The organism is Mitsuaria sp. PDC51, assembly GCF_900113225.1.
GTDB lineage: Bacteria > Pseudomonadota > Gammaproteobacteria > Burkholderiales > Burkholderiaceae_C > Roseateles.
This window is the reverse complement of sequence record NZ_FOZE01000004.1, coordinates 33,054-47,581: the sequence shown is the minus strand read 5'-3', so window position 1 is coordinate 47,581 and position 14,528 is coordinate 33,054. Positions and strand designations below refer to the sequence as shown.

At 68.3% G+C, this 14,528-nt stretch carries 12 protein-coding genes and 3 tRNA genes; 13 read left to right on the top strand and 2 right to left on the bottom strand.

Translation table 11 applies throughout. From position 1 onward, the window contains the following. Window positions 1-4: 4 nt before the first annotated feature. The 3 genes from rlmH to rng all read left to right on the top strand — a co-directional run bounded on the left by rlmH (window position 5) and on the right by rng (window position 2,697). Window positions 5-475, top strand: a complete 471-nt coding sequence (gene rlmH / locus BM393_RS24220) for a 23S rRNA (pseudouridine(1915)-N(3))-methyltransferase RlmH (RefSeq protein WP_091734000.1) — start codon at window positions 5-7, stop codon at window positions 473-475. Window positions 476-482: 7 nt separating this feature from the next. Then, on the top strand, window positions 483-1,112 hold the full coding sequence (locus BM393_RS24215) for a nucleoside triphosphate pyrophosphatase (protein WP_091733998.1): 630 nt from the start codon (window positions 483-485) through the stop codon (window positions 1,110-1,112). A 100-nt stretch (window positions 1,113-1,212) separates the two neighbouring features. Then, window positions 1,213-2,697 carry a ribonuclease G gene (gene rng, locus BM393_RS24210; protein WP_091733996.1) on the top strand — a complete coding sequence of 495 codons (1,485 nt, stop codon included), beginning with the start codon at window positions 1,213-1,215 and terminating at the stop codon, window positions 2,695-2,697. On the opposite strand, the gene BM393_RS24205 is transcribed toward rng, so the two are convergent. Continuing rightward, window positions 2,676-3,278, bottom strand: a complete 603-nt coding sequence (locus tag BM393_RS24205; protein ID WP_091733994.1) for a hypothetical protein — start codon at window positions 3,276-3,278, stop codon at window positions 2,676-2,678. The genes rng and BM393_RS24205 overlap by 22 nt on opposite strands. Window positions 3,279-3,524: 246 nt before the next feature. On the opposite strand from BM393_RS24205, the gene tolB reads away from it, so the two are divergent. The 7 genes from tolB (at window position 3,525) to BM393_RS24170 (ending at window position 7,810) form a co-directional block, all read left to right on the top strand. Further along, window positions 3,525-4,850, top strand: a complete 1,326-nt coding sequence (tolB, locus tag BM393_RS24200; protein WP_091733992.1) for a Tol-Pal system beta propeller repeat protein TolB — start codon at window positions 3,525-3,527, stop codon at window positions 4,848-4,850. A 276-nt stretch (window positions 4,851-5,126) separates the two neighbouring features. Beyond that, complete coding sequence (pal, locus tag BM393_RS24195; RefSeq protein WP_091733990.1) at window positions 5,127-5,657, top strand: peptidoglycan-associated lipoprotein Pal; 531 nt, start codon at window positions 5,127-5,129, stop codon at window positions 5,655-5,657. A 9-nt stretch (window positions 5,658-5,666) separates the two neighbouring features. Next, window positions 5,667-6,476 (top strand): tol-pal system protein YbgF, encoded by an 810-nt coding sequence (ybgF, locus tag BM393_RS24190; RefSeq protein WP_254783597.1) that lies wholly within the window; start codon window positions 5,667-5,669, stop codon window positions 6,474-6,476. Between the two features lie 22 nt (window positions 6,477-6,498). Then, window positions 6,499-7,311: a ThiF family adenylyltransferase gene (locus BM393_RS24185; protein ID WP_091733988.1), complete on the top strand. Its 813-nt coding sequence runs from the start codon at window positions 6,499-6,501 to the stop codon at window positions 7,309-7,311. A gap of 87 nt (window positions 7,312-7,398) precedes the next feature. Next, window positions 7,399-7,474, top strand: a tRNA-Lys gene (locus BM393_RS24180). A 23-nt stretch (window positions 7,475-7,497) separates the two neighbouring features. Beyond that, a tRNA-Lys gene (locus tag BM393_RS24175) sits at window positions 7,498-7,573 on the top strand. A 161-nt stretch (window positions 7,574-7,734) separates the two neighbouring features. Next, window positions 7,735-7,810, top strand: a tRNA-Lys gene (locus BM393_RS24170). A 140-nt stretch (window positions 7,811-7,950) separates the two neighbouring features. Here BM393_RS24170 and BM393_RS24165 read toward each other — a convergent pair. Next, window positions 7,951-8,907 (bottom strand): glycosyltransferase family 32 protein, encoded by a 957-nt coding sequence (locus BM393_RS24165; protein ID WP_091733986.1) that lies wholly within the window; start codon window positions 8,905-8,907, stop codon window positions 7,951-7,953. 281 nt (window positions 8,908-9,188) lie between these two features. Here BM393_RS24165 and apbC point away from each other — a divergent pair, with 281 nt between their 5' ends. The 3 genes from apbC (at window position 9,189) to fdxH (ending at window position 14,527) form a co-directional block, all read left to right on the top strand. Next, on the top strand, window positions 9,189-10,283 hold the full coding sequence (gene apbC, locus BM393_RS24160; protein WP_091733984.1) for an iron-sulfur cluster carrier protein ApbC: 1,095 nt from the start codon (window positions 9,189-9,191) through the stop codon (window positions 10,281-10,283). Window positions 10,284-10,492: 209 nt separating this feature from the next. Then, on the top strand, window positions 10,493-13,561 hold the full coding sequence (fdnG, locus tag BM393_RS24150) for a formate dehydrogenase-N subunit alpha (protein ID WP_141225477.1): 3,069 nt from the start codon (window positions 10,493-10,495) through the stop codon (window positions 13,559-13,561). A 9-nt stretch (window positions 13,562-13,570) separates the two neighbouring features. After that, a complete protein-coding gene (gene fdxH / locus BM393_RS24145; RefSeq protein WP_091733978.1) occupies window positions 13,571-14,527 on the top strand; it encodes a formate dehydrogenase subunit beta in 957 nt (318 codons plus the stop codon). The last annotated feature ends 1 nt before the right edge of the window (window position 14,528 follow it).

Here is a 14,528-nt window from a genome sequence, read left to right as displayed (position 1 = left end):
CCCCGTGCGCCTGGTGCTGTGCGCGGTCGGCCAGAAGATGCCGGCCTGGGCCGATGAGGCCTACGAGGATTTCGCCAAGCGCTTCCCGCCGGAGATGCGGCTGGAGCTCAAGGCGGTGAAGGCGGAACCGCGCACCACCGGCAAGTCGACCGAGCAGCTGATGGCGGCCGAGGCCCAGCGCCTGGATGCCGCCTGCCCGAAAGGGGCGCGGCGCGTGGTGCTCGACGAGCGCGGCGAGCGGGTCACCAGCAAGCAGCTCGCGCAGCGGCTGGAGACGTGGCGCGGTGACGGCCGCGATGTCGCGATCTTCATCGGCGGCCCCGACGGCCTGGACGACAGCATCAAGTCGCGCGCCGACGAGAAGCTGCGCCTCTCCGACCTGACCCTGCCGCACGCGTTCGTGCGCGTGCTGCTGGCCGAAGGCCTCTACCGCGCCTGGTCCGTGATGGAAGGGCATCCGTATCACCGCGAGTGAATCGCCAATGCCCGACGCCACCTCCGCCGCTGCCTTCGACTTCCTCTACCTCGCCTCCCAGAGCCCGCGCCGCCGTCAGCTGCTCGAGCAGATCGGCGTGCGCCACGAGCTGCTGCTGCCCGGCGCCGACGAGGACGCGGAGGCGCTGGAGGCGGTGGTCGATGGCGAATCGCCGGACGACTACGTGACCCGCGTCACCGCCGCGAAGCTGCAGGCGGCGCTGCGCCGCCGCGCGTCGCGCGGCCTGCCGCCCGCGCCGGTGCTGTGCTCCGACACGACGGTCGCGCTGGGCGCGCTCATCCTGGGCAAGCCGGACGACGCGGACCATGCGGCGGCGATGCTCGCCCGCCTCTCCGGCCGGACGCACCGGGTGCTGACCGCCGTCGCGCTGGGTCTGCCGGACGGGCGCGTGCTCAGCGACGTCAACGTGTCGCAGGTGCGCTTCGCCGAGATCGGCCAGGACCGGCTGCGGGCCTACGTGGCCTCGGGCGAGCCGATGGGCAAGGCCGGCGCCTATGCGATACAAAGTCAGGCCGCGGCCTGGATCGAACACATCGCCGGCAGTTATTCGGGCATCATGGGCCTGCCGTTGTTCGAAACGGCCCGGTTGTTGCGGGAGGGCGGCTTCGAGGTCTGAGGCCGACGCGAGGACCGGAGACCCCAGGCAGGCGATCCGGAAGGCGACTCGAGCGTTGCCGCCAGCCCCGAGGCTGACGAGAGCGCTGGAGCACAAGAACATGGAAGACATCCTGATCAACTGGACCCCGCAGGAGACGCGGGTGGCCGTGGTCGAGAACGGGGCCGTGCAGGAACTGCACATCGAGCGCACGCTGGAACGCGGCCTCGTCGGCAACGTCTATCTCGGCAAGGTGGCGCGGGTGCTGCCCGGCATGCAGTCCGCCTTCATCGACATCGGCCTGGAGCGGGCGGCCTTCCTGCACGTGGCCGACCTGCACCTCAACGGCGTGAGCCCGCGCGGCCATCACGGCGAGAGCGGCCAGGCGACCCCGATCGAGCGCCTCGTCTACGAGGGCCAGGCCTTGACCGTGCAGGTCATCAAGGACCCGATCGGCACCAAGGGCGCCCGGCTGTCGACGCAGATCTCCATCGCGGGCCGGCTGCTGGTGCACCTGCCGCAGGACAATCACATCGGCATCTCCCAGAAGATCGGTTCGCCCGAGGCGCGCGACGCGCTGCGCGCGCGCATGCAGACGCTGGTCTCGGCCGGGGTCCAGGACGGCAACACCGGCGGCTTCATCCTGCGCACCAACGCCGAGGAGGCGAGCGATGAGGAGCTCGGCGCCGACATCGCCTACCTGCGCAAGACCTGGGCGTCGATCCGCGAGAAGTCGCTGCGCCTGCCGCCCGGCAGCCTGCTGTTCCAGGACCTGAGCCTGGTCGAACGCGTGCTGCGCGACCTGGCGAGCGAGCGGACCAACTCGATCCGCATCGACGCCAAGCTGCAGTACGACGTGGTGCGCCAGTTCGGCGAGACCTACATGCCGGCCGCCACGGCGAAGCTGGAGCTGTACCGGGGCGAGCGGCCGATCTTCGACCTGAACAACATCGACGCGGAGATCGCCCGGGCGCTGGCGCGGCGGGTGGACCTGAAGTCCGGCGGCTACCTGATCATCGACCAGACCGAGGCGATGACGACGATCGACGTGAACACCGGCGGCTTCGTCGGTGCGCGCAACTTCGACGACACGATCTTCAAGACCAACCTCGAGGCGGCCGGCGCGATCGCGCGGCAGCTGCGCCTGCGCAACCTGGGCGGCATCATCATCGTCGACTTCATCGACATGACCCGCGAGGAACACAAGACCGCGGTGCTGCAGGAGTTCCGCAAGCAGCTCAACCGCGACCGCACCAAGGTGACGGTGGGCGGCTTCACGCAGCTGGGCCTGGTCGAGCTGACGCGCAAGCGCACCCGCGAATCGCTGGCCCGCATGCTCTGCGAGCCTTGCCCCACCTGCGAGGCCCGCGGCCAGGTCAAGACCGCGCGCAGCATCTGCTACGAGATCATGCGGGAGATCCTGCGCGAATCGCGGCAGTTCAATCCCAGGGAGTTCCGCGTGGTCGCGGCGGCCAACGTGGTGGAGATGCTGCTCGACGAGGAAAGCCAGCACCTGGCCGGGCTGTCGGACTTCATCGGCAAGCCGATCTCACTGACGGCCGAGCCGACCAACCAGACCGAGCATTACGACATCGTCCTGATGTGAGCCGTCGCGGCCCAGCCGCGCGTCGCCACGAGCTGCGCCGGCCGCAGGGGCCAGGGCACGGTGGTGAGGCCTTCGTCGAAACCGCAGCAGGCCAGGGCCGCCGCCTGGTGCGCGGGCAGGGCGGCCGCGTGGTCGTGGACCAGTCCGGCGCAGGCCGCGGCGGCCGCCAGCGCCGCGTTGCGCACGCCCATCGGGGAATGCTCCAGATAGGCCAGCGTCGACGGTGTGAGGCGCTCGTGGACCTCGACGAAAGCCAGCCGCGACAGCGCTGGCGTCATGCAGTGCGGGTCCAGGTCGTCGGGGCCGAGCGGGTGGCCCAGTTGTCGCAAGGTCGCGAACAGCGCGTCGCGCAGGCGCAGGCCGCCGTGGCGGGCTTCATCGGACAGCATCCGCATGCCGGGCGCCAGGGCGCTGCTGTCGACCCGGAAGCTGCGGAACATCAGCAACCCGGCCAGGCGCGCGGCGCCGAGGATCTGCGTCGGCGCGTGGGCCAGGCCGTCGTCCCCGACGAGCTGCGCCCGGACCAGACGGTGGAGGTGGGCCGAGGCGGCGATGAAATGCTTGTAGGCGGTGCTGGTCATCGGGCGGTTCGTTTCGACGGCAAGGGCTGGGAAGGTGACGAACCGCGAAGTCTGGGGAGTTGGCCCCGGGCCAGCCATGGCCGAAGTTAAGGCCAGTGGCTTCGAGCAACCCGCATCGAGGGGGGACACCCACCTGCATGGGCTGGCGCGCCGCTTGCCGACCGCTTTGCCCTTTGTAACCTCGCCGATTCGTAACAACCGCACAGGCCTCGGGCACAATCGGGCCTCCATTCGTTCCGCAAGCCGATGAGCACCAAGACGATTGCCTCCCCCTCCGCTCTTCTTCCTCAAGGCATGGGCGCGCTGACGCGCCGCGGACTGCTCGGTGGCCTGGCCGCCGGAGTGGCATTGCCTTCGCTGGCCCAGTTCCGGGTGGAGATCGCCGGTGTCGGCGCCACCCGGCTGCCGATCGCGATCAGCGACTTCAACAACGAGTCGGCCACTGGCCAGCCGCTGGCGGCGATCATCCGCGCCGACCTGGAGCGCAGCGGCCAGTTCAGCATCGTGCCCGGCCAGGCCGGCATGACCGAGACCTCCCAACCCCAGTTCGTCGACTGGCGCGCGCGCGCCGCCGACGCGCTGGCCGCGGGTTCCGCGACGCGGCTGGCCGACGGCCGCTTCGACGTGCGTTACCGCCTGTGGGACGTCGTCAAGGGCACCGAGCTGGGCAGCGAGAGCGTGCCGGTGGTCGCCGCGGACCTGCGCCTGGCGGCCCACAAGATCGCCGACGCCATCTACCAGAAGCTCACCGGCGAGCGCGGCGTCTTCGCGACCCGCCTGGTCTACGTGAACAAGGCCGGCCCGCGTTATTCGCTGCGGGTCTCCGACGCGGACGGCGAGGGCGAGCAGACCGTGCTCAACAGCCCGGAGGCGATCATCTCGCCGGCCTGGTCGCCGGACGGCAACGAGGTGGCCTACGTCAGCTTCGAGTCGCGCAAAGCGGTGGTCTGGATCCAGGACCTGCGCAGCGGCCGCCGTCGCAAGGTCGCCGACTTCCGCGGCACCAACAGCGCGCCGGCGTTCTCGCCCAACGGGCAGCAGCTGGTGGTGACGCTCTCCCGCGAGGGCGGCTCGCAGCTGTACCTGATCAACAAGGACGGCTCCGGCGCCAAGCGCCTGACGCAGACCTCGGCCATCGACACGGAAGCGACCTTCTCGCCCGACGGCGCGCAGATCTATTTCGTCAGCGACCGCGGCGGCGCCCCGCAGATCTACCGCATGCCCGCCGGCGGCGGCAGCGCGGAGCGGGTGACCTTCAGCGGCAACTACAACATCAGCCCGTCGATCAGCCCGGACGGCCGCACGCTGGCCTACGTGACCCGCGTCGGCGGCGGCACCTTCAAGCTGTGCGTGATGGACCTGGCCGGCGGCCAGGTGCAGCAGATCACCGACACCAGCGACGACGAGAGCCCGAGCTTCGCGCCCAACGGCAAGCTGATCGTCTACGCGACCCGCTCCGGCGGCCGCGACGTGCTGATGACCACCACGCTCGACGGCAAGGTCAAGGCCAAGCTCGCCACGCCCGGGGTTTCCGACATCCGCGAGCCCGCCTGGGGCCCGTTCGGGAACTGAGCGGCACAGGTGCCGGCCTTGCGTCCTGTCGAGAATCCCGAGGCTTTCGCAACGCCGGGCACATGGATTGCCTACGTTGGCGTCGCGCTTCGCCCGCCGCGTGCGAGCCATGAGCGCGACGTGTCGGACGACTGGCCGCCCGCGCGGGCCTGCCTCGCGGACCTGTCGGCCGATGCTTCACAATTGCTGTTTCCTGCGGCTTCACCGGCGGCGTAGTCCTACCGCCATGTCCTGCCCGTAACCCCCGCCCGCTTTGACCCATAGGAGCGTATGCCCATGAAAATCGAAAAACTGATGCTTGGCCTGGTGGCCGCGGCAGCCCTGACCGCCTGCAGCTCGACCAAGCTGGATGAGCCGGCCCCGGTCGAGAACAAGACCCCGACGCAAGCCACCACCCCGACCCCGCCGACGACCGACAACGCCGGCCAGCGTCCGGTGCAGACCGTGGACCTGGGCGCCCAGCTGGACGCGGCCGTGTCCAACCAGCGCGTCGTGTATTTCGACTTCGACAGCTTCGTCGTCAAGGACGAGTACCGCTCGCTGATCGAGAACCACGCCAAGCGCCTGAACAACAAGAAGACGCTGGCGCTGAGCCTGGAAGGCCATGCCGACGAGCGCGGCGGCCGCGAGTACAACTTGGCCCTGGGCCAGAAGCGCGCTGAAGCCGTCGCCAAGTCGCTGACGCTGCTGGGTGTGGCCGCCAACCAGGTCGAACCGGTGAGCTTCGGCAAGGAGCGTCCGGCCGACACCGGCCACAACGAGGAAGCCTGGGCCAAGAACCGCCGCGTCGAGCTGCGCGACAAGTAATCCGGTGACATGAGCATGCTGCGACCCCTCCGTTCCTTCCCCTCTTCGCCGACGGCCGTGGCGCGTGCCGCGCTGCTCGGCGTGCTGCTGGCGCTGAGCGCCGCCGGTCCCGCGCGGGCCGCGCTGTTCGAGGACGACGAGGCCCGCAAGGCCATCCTCGACCTGCGGACCAAGATGGCGCAGAACGAGGAGTCGCAGCGTGCCCGGATCTCGGATTTGCAGAACCAGCTCGAGACTGCCCGGCGCGGCCTGCTGGACCTGTCCGGCCAGATCGAGGCGCTGAAGTCCGACCTGGCCCGCATGCGCGGCCAGAACGAGCAGCTGGCGCGCGACCTGTCCGATACCCAGCGCAAGGTGGCCGACCAGTCGGCCACGCTCGACAACCGGCTGCGCCCGCTGGAGCCGCAGAAGGTGTCGCTGGACGGCAAGGAATTCCAGGCCGATCCGGAAGAGAAGCGCCAGTTCGATGCCGCGATGGGCCTGATCCGCCGCGGCGACTTCAATGAGGCGGTGTCCGCCTTCACCACCTTCCTGACCCGGTTCCCGGCGAGCGGCTATTCCGATTCGGTGCGCTTCTGGCTGGGCAATGCCCAATACGGCAAGCGCGACTACAAGGGCGCGATCGCGACCTTCAAGGCCTTCGTCGCTGCCAATCCGGATCACCCGCGCGCCGCGGAAAGCCTGCTGGCGATCGCCAACTGCCAGATCGAGCTCAAGGACACCAAGAGCGCCCGCAAGACGCTGGACGACCTGCAGAAGGCCTATCCCGGCAGCGAGGCGGCCCGGGCCGCCAAGGAACGCGCGGCCGGCCTGCGCTGAGCCGCGCCCCCGCGCGACCATCGTGAGCCTTGACACCGGGCACGGCCCCCTCGACCTGGAAGCGGACGCCGAGCGCCGCTTCGGCGGCCTGCGCCGGCTGCATGGCGAGCGCGACTACGCGCGGCTGCGCGCCGCGCGCTTCTGCGTCGTCGGCCTGGGCGGCGTGGGCTCCTGGGTGGTCGAGGCGCTGGCCCGCATGGGCGTGGCCCGGCTGGTGCTGGTCGACCTGGATCATGTCGCCGAATCCAACATCAACCGCCAGGTGCAGGCCCTGGGCAGCACGCTGGGCATGGCCAAGGCAGAGGCGCTGAAGCAGCGCATCGCCGACATCCATCCGGGTTGCGAGGTCCTCACCATCGAGGATTTCGTCGACGACCAGAACTGGCCCGCGCTGCTGGGCGACGTGCAGGTGGACGGCATCGTCGACGCCTGCGACCAGGTGCGCGCCAAGGCGCGGATCGCGGCCTGGGCGAGGGCCCTGCAGCTGCCGCAGGTCTGCATCGGCGCGGCCGGCGGCAAGCATCGGCCGCAGGACGTCGAGATCCTGGACCTGGCCGAGACCACGCACGATCCGCTGCTGGCCAACCTGCGTCAGCGGCTGCGCAAGTTCCATGCGGCGCCACGCGCCGGGAAGATGGGCGTGACCTGCGTGTTCTCGCGCGAGCCGGTCACCCGGCCGGAGGGCGTGGCGGCCTGCGACCTGGACGCCAACCTGAATTGCCATGGCTATGGCTCGAGCGTGGCGGTCACGGCCGGGTTCGGCATGGTCGCGGCGGCGGAGTTGGTGCGGCGCTATTTGAAGGCGCTTGCGCGGTCGCAAAAATCCGTCCTATAATCTGAGGCTCTGCTGAGGGGCAAACACCTCGAAGCGACGCAGCGGAGGTCGGGGCAACCCGGCCTTCACTGCTTGAAGTGCGGCTTCGGGTCGTTAGCTCAGTCGGTAGAGCAGCGGACTTTTAATCCGTTGGTCGCAGGTTCGAATCCTGCACGACCCACCACCCACTTCGGATGGTTTTCTTGGGGGCTCTTAGCTCAGTTGGTAGAGCAGCGGACTCTTAATCCGTTGGTCGAAGGTTCGAATCCTTCAGGGCCCACCAACCGATCCTTGTCGGATCGTCGACATGAAAATCGCAACTCGCGTGCGATTCCTGGACGACGAAACGAAGTCAGCGAGGATTCGGTGCCAAGCGGACTGAATATCTGACATAATCGCCGCTTCGCCGGATTCAAGAGAATCCAGCGGAACGAAAAGATTCTCGGGCTCTTAGCTCAGTTGGTAGAGCAGCGGACTCTTAATCCGTTGGTCGAAGGTTCGAATCCTTCAGGGCCCACCAAATTCGCTCCGACATCGGATCACGACGCTGAATCGATCCCGGAGCCGCCAGCAAGGCGCCAAAAAGCATCAAAAGGCCGCAGCAACCGCTGCGGCCTTTTTTCTTTTCCGCTTGGCCTGAAGCTTGCGCCGCTTGGCGATTCAAGCGCGGGGGCGCACTGCGAGCTCCGGCAATTCCGTCGCGACGAGGCTGTGCCGCAACGGAGCCCGGTGCGCGCACTGCGCGCCGAGTCGATGCCGCTCCGTGCCGCGCAGCTTCACCAGCGGCGTGTCCTGGCGGCGCCCCCATCCGAGCAGGGCCAACATCAACCGCCAACGGCGCCAGCCGGTGCGAGACTGGTAGAAGAAGGCCGAATCCTCCGCCGGCAGCAGATGCACGTTGAAGGGCCCGTCGCGTCGCAGCACGACGCGAGCCGCCACATGCATGACCAGGTAGTGCGGCCCATCGATGCCTGCCAGCAGGGCATCCCGCGCGTCGCCCAGCTGCGCGAGATAGGCGGTCTCGCCGTGGCGCATCGCTTGCCGCAACTCGGCCTCCCAGGCCAGCACGAATCGGTCGCCCGGTGGTGCCGCGAAGCACCAGTTCTCCAGGTAGGGCCAGGCCGCCGGCCCGCCGGCGCCGGCGTCCCCTCCGTTCAGGTGAAAGCCCACGAAGCCCCGCCGGCGCGTGGCCAGCGCGAGCAGCCAATCCGGCGAGCGCGTCAGGAACACGCTGGCATCGAGCCACAGCCCGCCATGTCGGCCGACCAGCGCGACACGCAACCAGTCCGCCTGCCGATAGGCCGGCCAGGCATCGAAGGCGCGAGGCAGCGGCAGCCCGTCGAGCGCCGCCAGCGCCGTGTCGCGGTGCAGCAGTCGGATCGTGTAGCCGGGCGCGTGGCGCCGCCAGTTCGCCACGCAGGCCGCGACGACCGCGGGAAGGTTGGCGTCATGCCAGTAGCTCCAGATGAGGCGCGGGACCGGGCGTCGGGGCGGCTCGACGAGCGCTCGGCTGGACCAGGTCTTGCGCCGGCCAGGGCTTCGCGCCCACAGGCGGTGGAGGCTGCCGGCGACCGGGCGCATCAGTTGCAGGAGTGCGGCGCAGATCTTGAATTTCATCGGCCTGCATGCTGGGCGAGCGCGCGGCGGCAGGACATGGCCTCGATCGGTCGACCTGGGCGTCGCTCTGACTCGGCATGAACGGCATTTCCTTCAATGGGCAGGTGGGCCTGCGGGTGTGGAGGTTCCGCCGCCCATCAGAGGCCTTTTCAGGCTGGGCTAGACTGCTCGGCCCGAGCGTCCGCCGACCGTGCGCCCCGCTCGAGCGGGCGCTCCCGCCGTTCGCCCGTCCGTCCGTTTTCCGACCCCCGGGTCCTTGCGACCCGCTCCGCCGCACGCCCATGTCCCAGATCCCAGAAGCCCAGCTGCTCCAGGCCTTGCAACAGGTCATCGACCCCAACACCGGTCGCGACTTCGTTTCGACGAAGCAGTTGCGCAACATGAAGATCGCCGGTGACACGGTCAGCTTCGATGTCGAGCTCGGCTATCCCGCGGCCAGCCAGATCGACGGCTTGCGCGCCGCGCTGGTGGCGGCGGCCCGCTCGGTGCCCGGCGTGGGCAACGTCAGCGTCGGGCTGAGCAGCAAGGTGATCGCGCACGCGGTGCAGCGCGGCGTGCAGCTGCTGCCGGGCGTGAAGAACATCATCGCCGTCGCCTCCGGCAAGGGCGGTGTCGGCAAGAGCACGACGGCGGCCAACCTGGCGCTGGCGCTGTCGGCCGAGGGCGCCACCGTCGGCCTGCTGGACGCCGACATCTACGGCCCCAGCCTGCCGCTGATGCTGGGCGTCCACGGCCGGCCGGAGAGCACCGACGGCCAGACGATGGAGCCGCTGGAGTCGCATGGGCTGCAGCTGATGTCGATCGGCTTCCTGGTCGAGGACGACCAGGCCATGGTCTGGCGCGGCCCGATGGCGACCCAGGCGCTGGAGCAGCTGCTGCGCCAGACGCGCTGGCGCGACCTGGACTACCTGGTCATCGACATGCCCCCGGGCACCGGCGACATCCAGCTCACGCTGTCGCAGCGCGTGCCGGTCAGCGGCGCGGTGATCGTCACCACGCCGCAGGACATCGCGCTGATCGACGCCAAGAAGGGCCTGAAGATGTTCGAGAAGGTCGGCGTGCCGATCCTGGGCATCGTCGAGAACATGGCCATCCACATCTGCAGCCACTGCGGCCATGCCGAGCACATCTTCGGCAGCGGCGGCGGCCAGCGCATGGCGGACCAGTACAGCCAGGAGCTGCTGGGCTCGCTGCCGCTGGCGCTGTCCATCCGCGAGCAGGCCGACAGCGGCAAGCCCACCGTCGTGGCCGAGCCCGACGGCCCGCATGCCCAGGCCTACCGCCAGATCGCCCGCAAGATCGCGGTGAAGCTGGCGGGGCAGGCCAAGGACTACTCGTCGAAATTCCCGACGATCACCATCTCGAAAAACACCTGACCCTCGCCGACGGCTGCTGCAGCGCACAACGGTGCGCTCAGGAAAAACCTCTCCCATCCGTCGTGCGTCCTGCGGTTCGTCCTCTCGTCAAAGGGTGAGTCCGTATTGGACAAAGCCCGGGCTTTGTGCCGAAATACTTGGACGGACCGCGTGACGGTCGTGCAATTCACCCAGGTCGGCAACGGCGTCGAACCCAGGAGGCACACGAGATGGACATGAACCGGAGGCACTTCTTCCGGGTGAGCGGGGCGGCCGTGATGGGCTCCAGCCTCGTGGCCTTGGGGTTCTCTCCAAGCGCCGCACTGGCCGAGACGCGCCAGTTCAAGCTCGCCCGGGCAACCGAGACCCGCAACACCTGTCCCTACTGCTCGGTGGGCTGCGGGATCATCATGTACTCGCTGGGGGACAAGGCGAAGAACGTCACCCCGGAGATCATCCACATCGAGGGCGACCCGGACCACCCCGTCAATCGCGGCACCCTGTGCCCCAAGGGCGCGGGCCTGCTGGACTTCGTGCACAGCCCCAACCGGCTGAAGTACCCGGAGATCCGCGAGGCCGGTTCCAAGGAGTGGAAGCGCGTCAGCTGGGACGAGGCGATGGACCGCTTCGTCAAGCTGCTCAAGGCGGACCGCGACGCCAACTTCATCGCCGCGAATGCCGATGGCAGGACGGTGAACCGCTGGCTCTCGACCGGCATGATCTGCGCCTCCGCGTCCTCGAACGAGTCGGGCTACATCACCCACAAGGCGATGCGCTCGACGGGGATGCTCGCGTTCGACAACCAGGCCCGCGTTTGACACGGACCGACGGTGGCCAGTCTGGCCCCGACGTTCGGCCGCGGTGCGATGACCAACCATTGGGTGGACATCAAGAACGCCGATCTCGTCCTGATCATGGGCGGCAATGCCGCCGAGGCCCACCCCTGCGGTTTCAAGTGGGTGATCGAGGCCAAGCACCACAACAAGGCCCGCTTGATCGTGGTCGACCCGCGCTTCACGCGCTCGGCGGCGATGAGCGACTACTACGCGCCCATCCGCGCGGGGTCTGACATCGCCTTCCTCGGCGGTGTCATCAATTACCTGCTGAGCAACGACAGGATCCAGAAGGAATACGTCCGCCATTACACGAACGCGACCTTCCTGATCAACGAGGGCTACAAGTTCGAGGACGGCCTCTTCTCCGGCTACGACGAGGCCAAGCGCGCCTACAACAACGCGTCCTGGGCCTATGAACTCGACGAGAAGGGCTTCGCCAAGGTCGACATGACGATGCAGCACCCGCGCTGCGTGCTCAACGTCATGAAGCAGCACTACGCGCGCTATACGCCGGAGAAGGTGAGCGAGATCTGCGGCACGCCCAAGGACAAGTTCCTGGAGGTCTGCAAGCAGATCGCCGAGACCTCGGTCCCCGGCAAGGTGATGACGGTGATGTACGCGCTGGGCTGGACGCAGCACAGCCAGGGCTCGCAGATCATCCGCACCGGCGCGCTGATGCAGCTGCTGCTGGGCAACATCGGCCAGCCGGGCGGCGGCATGAACGCGCTGCGCGGCCACAGCAATATCCAGGGCCTGACCGACCTGGGGCTGCTGTCGACCTCGCTGACGGGCTACATGTCGCTGGCCAAGGACTCGGAGCAGGACCTCGAGACCTACTACAAGACCCGCGCGCTCAAGCCGCTGCGTCCCAACCAGATGAGCTTCTGGCAGAACTATCCCAAGTTCTTCGTCAGCCAGCAGAAGGCCTGGTGGGGCAAGGCCGCAACCAAGGAGAACGACTGGGCCTTCCACTACCTGCCCAAGTGGGACAAGGGCTACGACGTGCTGCAGGCCTTCGAGCTGATGCACCAGGGCAAGGTCAACGGCTACATCTGCCAGGGCTTCAACCCGGTGGGCTCCTTCCCCAACAAGAAGAAGGTGGTCGAGAGCCTGTCCAAGCTGAAGTTCCTCGCCATCATCGACCCGCTCAACACGGAGACCGCCGAGTTCTGGAAGAACTACGGCGAGCACAACGACGTGAAGAGCGAGGAGATCCAGACGGTGGTGTTCCGCTTCCCGAGCACCTGCTTCGCGGAAGAGGAGGGCTCGCTGACCAACTCCGGCCGCTGGCTGCAGTGGCACTGGAAGGGCGCCGAGCCCCCCGGCGAGGCCAAGGGCGACGCCGAGATCATCGCGGAGATCTTCCTGCGCCTGCGCGCGCTGTACGTGAAGGACGGCGGCGCCTTCCCCGATCCGATCGTCAACCTGAGCTGGCCCTACAAGATCCCGCACAGCCCCTCGGCCGAGGAGCTGGCGATGGAATACAACGGCAAGGCGCTGGCCGACGTGACCGATCCGAAGGACCCGACCAAGGTCCTGGCCAAGGCGGGCGAGCAGCTGTCGGGCTTCGGCCTGCTGCGCGACGACGGCTCGACCTCCAGCGGCTGCTGGATCTACACCGGCTCGTGGACGCAGGCCGGCAACCAGATGGCGCGGCGCGACAACAGCGACCCGTGGGGCATCGGCCAGACGCTGAACTGGGCCTGGGCCTGGCCGGCGAACCGGCGCGTGCTCTACAACGCCGCCTCCTGCGACCCGACCGGCAAGCCGTGGAATCCGAAGCGGCGGCTGGTGTCCTTCACCGACAAGTGGGGCGGCTCGGACGTGCCGGACATCCGGCCCGACGCCAATCCCAACGACGAGGAGGCGGTGCGGCCCTTCATCATGACCGCCGAGGGCGTGGCGCGGCTGTTCGCGCCCAGCGGCATGGTGGACGGCCCGCTGCCGGAGCACTACGAGCCCTTCGAGTCGCCGCTGACGGTCAACCCGATGCACCCGAACAACGCCAAGGCGATGAACAACCCGGCGGGCCGGGTGTTCAAGGCCGACCGCGAGGCCTTCGGCAAGCCGGACAAGTTCCCGTACGTGGCGACCAGCTACCGGCTCACCGAGCACTTCCATTACTGGACCAAGAACGTGCGGACCAGCGCGGTGATCCAGCCGCAGCAGTTCGTGGAGATCGGCGAGGAACTCGCGAAGGAGAAGGGGATCGCCAATGGCGACCAGGTGAAGGTCAGTTCCAACCGCGGCTTCATCAAGGCCGTGGCGGTGGTGACCAAACGGGTGGCGTCGCTGGATGTCGGCGGCAAGCGGGTCCACACGGTGGGCCTGCCCAACCACTGGGGCTTCGTCGGCGTGGCCAAGCCCGGTTATCTGGTGAACACGCTGACCCCCTTCGTGGGCGATGCCAACACCCAGACGCCGGAGTTCAAGAGCTTCACCGTGAACATCGAAAAAGCTTGAGGAACCGCCATGTCTTCATTGCAATCCCTGGACATCGCGCTGCGCTCCGCCACGACGCTGCCCAGTCCCGACGCGCGGCGCACCACGCCGGAGGTGGCCAAGCTGATCGATGTGTCGTCCTGCATCGGCTGCAAGGCCTGCCAGGTGGCGTGCATGCAGTGGAACGACCTGCGCGACGATGTCGGCGACACCCATGGCACCTACGACAACCCGCGTGACCTGACGCCGCAGTCGTGGACGGTGATGCGGTTCTCGGAGGTCGAGGTCGTCGAGAACAAGCTGGAGTGGCTGATCCGCAAGGACGGCTGCATGCACTGCGAGGACCCCGGCTGCCTGAAGAGCTGTCCCGCGCCCGGCGCGATCGTGAAGTACCAGAACGGCATCGTCGACTTCATCTCCGAGCACTGCATCGGCTGCGGCAACTGCGTGACGGGCTGCCCCTTCGACGTGCCGCGCATCAGCAAGGCCGACAACAAGGCCTACAAGTGCAGCCTGTGCTCGGACCGCGTCGGCGTGGGCCTGGAGCCCGCCTGCGTGAAGGCCTGCCCGACCGGCGCGATCCGTTTCGGCTCGAAGGAGGACATGCACGAGTTTGCCGCCGAGCGCATCGTCGACCTGAAGGAGCGCGGCTACCAGAACGCCGGCGTCTACGACCCGCAGGGCGTGGGCGGCACGCACGTCATGTACGTGCTGCAGCATGCCGACCAGCCCGAGCTCTATCACGGCCTGCCCAAGGATCCGCACATCAGTCCGCTGGTGTCGCTGTGGAAGGGCGCGGCCAAGCCGCTGGCGGTGGCCGCGATGATCGGCGCGGCGGTGGCGGGCTTCTTCCATTACATGAAGGTCGGGCCGCAGAAGACCGGACACGACGAGCCGGACGAGGACGAGGAACTCGCCTACGAGCGCGCGAAGCACGGCGACGCGCCGCGCGACCCCGCCGTGCCGCCGGCGGGCGGTGGTCTCTGAC

Excerpts from the sequence above, each read along its gene's own strand:
- tolB (WP_091733992.1), top strand. The coding sequence starts at position 3,525 with ATGAGCACCAAGACGATTGCCTCCCCCTCCGCTCTTCTTCCTCAAGGC.
- BM393_RS24205 (WP_091733994.1), bottom strand. The coding sequence starts at position 3,278 with ATGACCAGCACCGCCTACAAGCATTTCATCGCCGCCTCGGCCCACCTC.
- pal (WP_091733990.1), top strand. The coding sequence starts at position 5,127 with ATGAAAATCGAAAAACTGATGCTTGGCCTGGTGGCCGCGGCAGCCCTG.
- ybgF (WP_254783597.1), top strand. The coding sequence starts at position 5,667 with ATGAGCATGCTGCGACCCCTCCGTTCCTTCCCCTCTTCGCCGACGGCC.
- BM393_RS24165 (WP_091733986.1), bottom strand. The coding sequence starts at position 8,907 with ATGAAATTCAAGATCTGCGCCGCACTCCTGCAACTGATGCGCCCGGTC.
- fdxH (WP_091733978.1), top strand. The coding sequence starts at position 13,571 with ATGTCTTCATTGCAATCCCTGGACATCGCGCTGCGCTCCGCCACGACG.
- apbC (WP_091733984.1), top strand. The coding sequence starts at position 9,189 with ATGTCCCAGATCCCAGAAGCCCAGCTGCTCCAGGCCTTGCAACAGGTC.
- BM393_RS24215 (WP_091733998.1), top strand. The coding sequence starts at position 483 with ATGCCCGACGCCACCTCCGCCGCTGCCTTCGACTTCCTCTACCTCGCC.
- rng (WP_091733996.1), top strand. The coding sequence starts at position 1,213 with ATGGAAGACATCCTGATCAACTGGACCCCGCAGGAGACGCGGGTGGCC.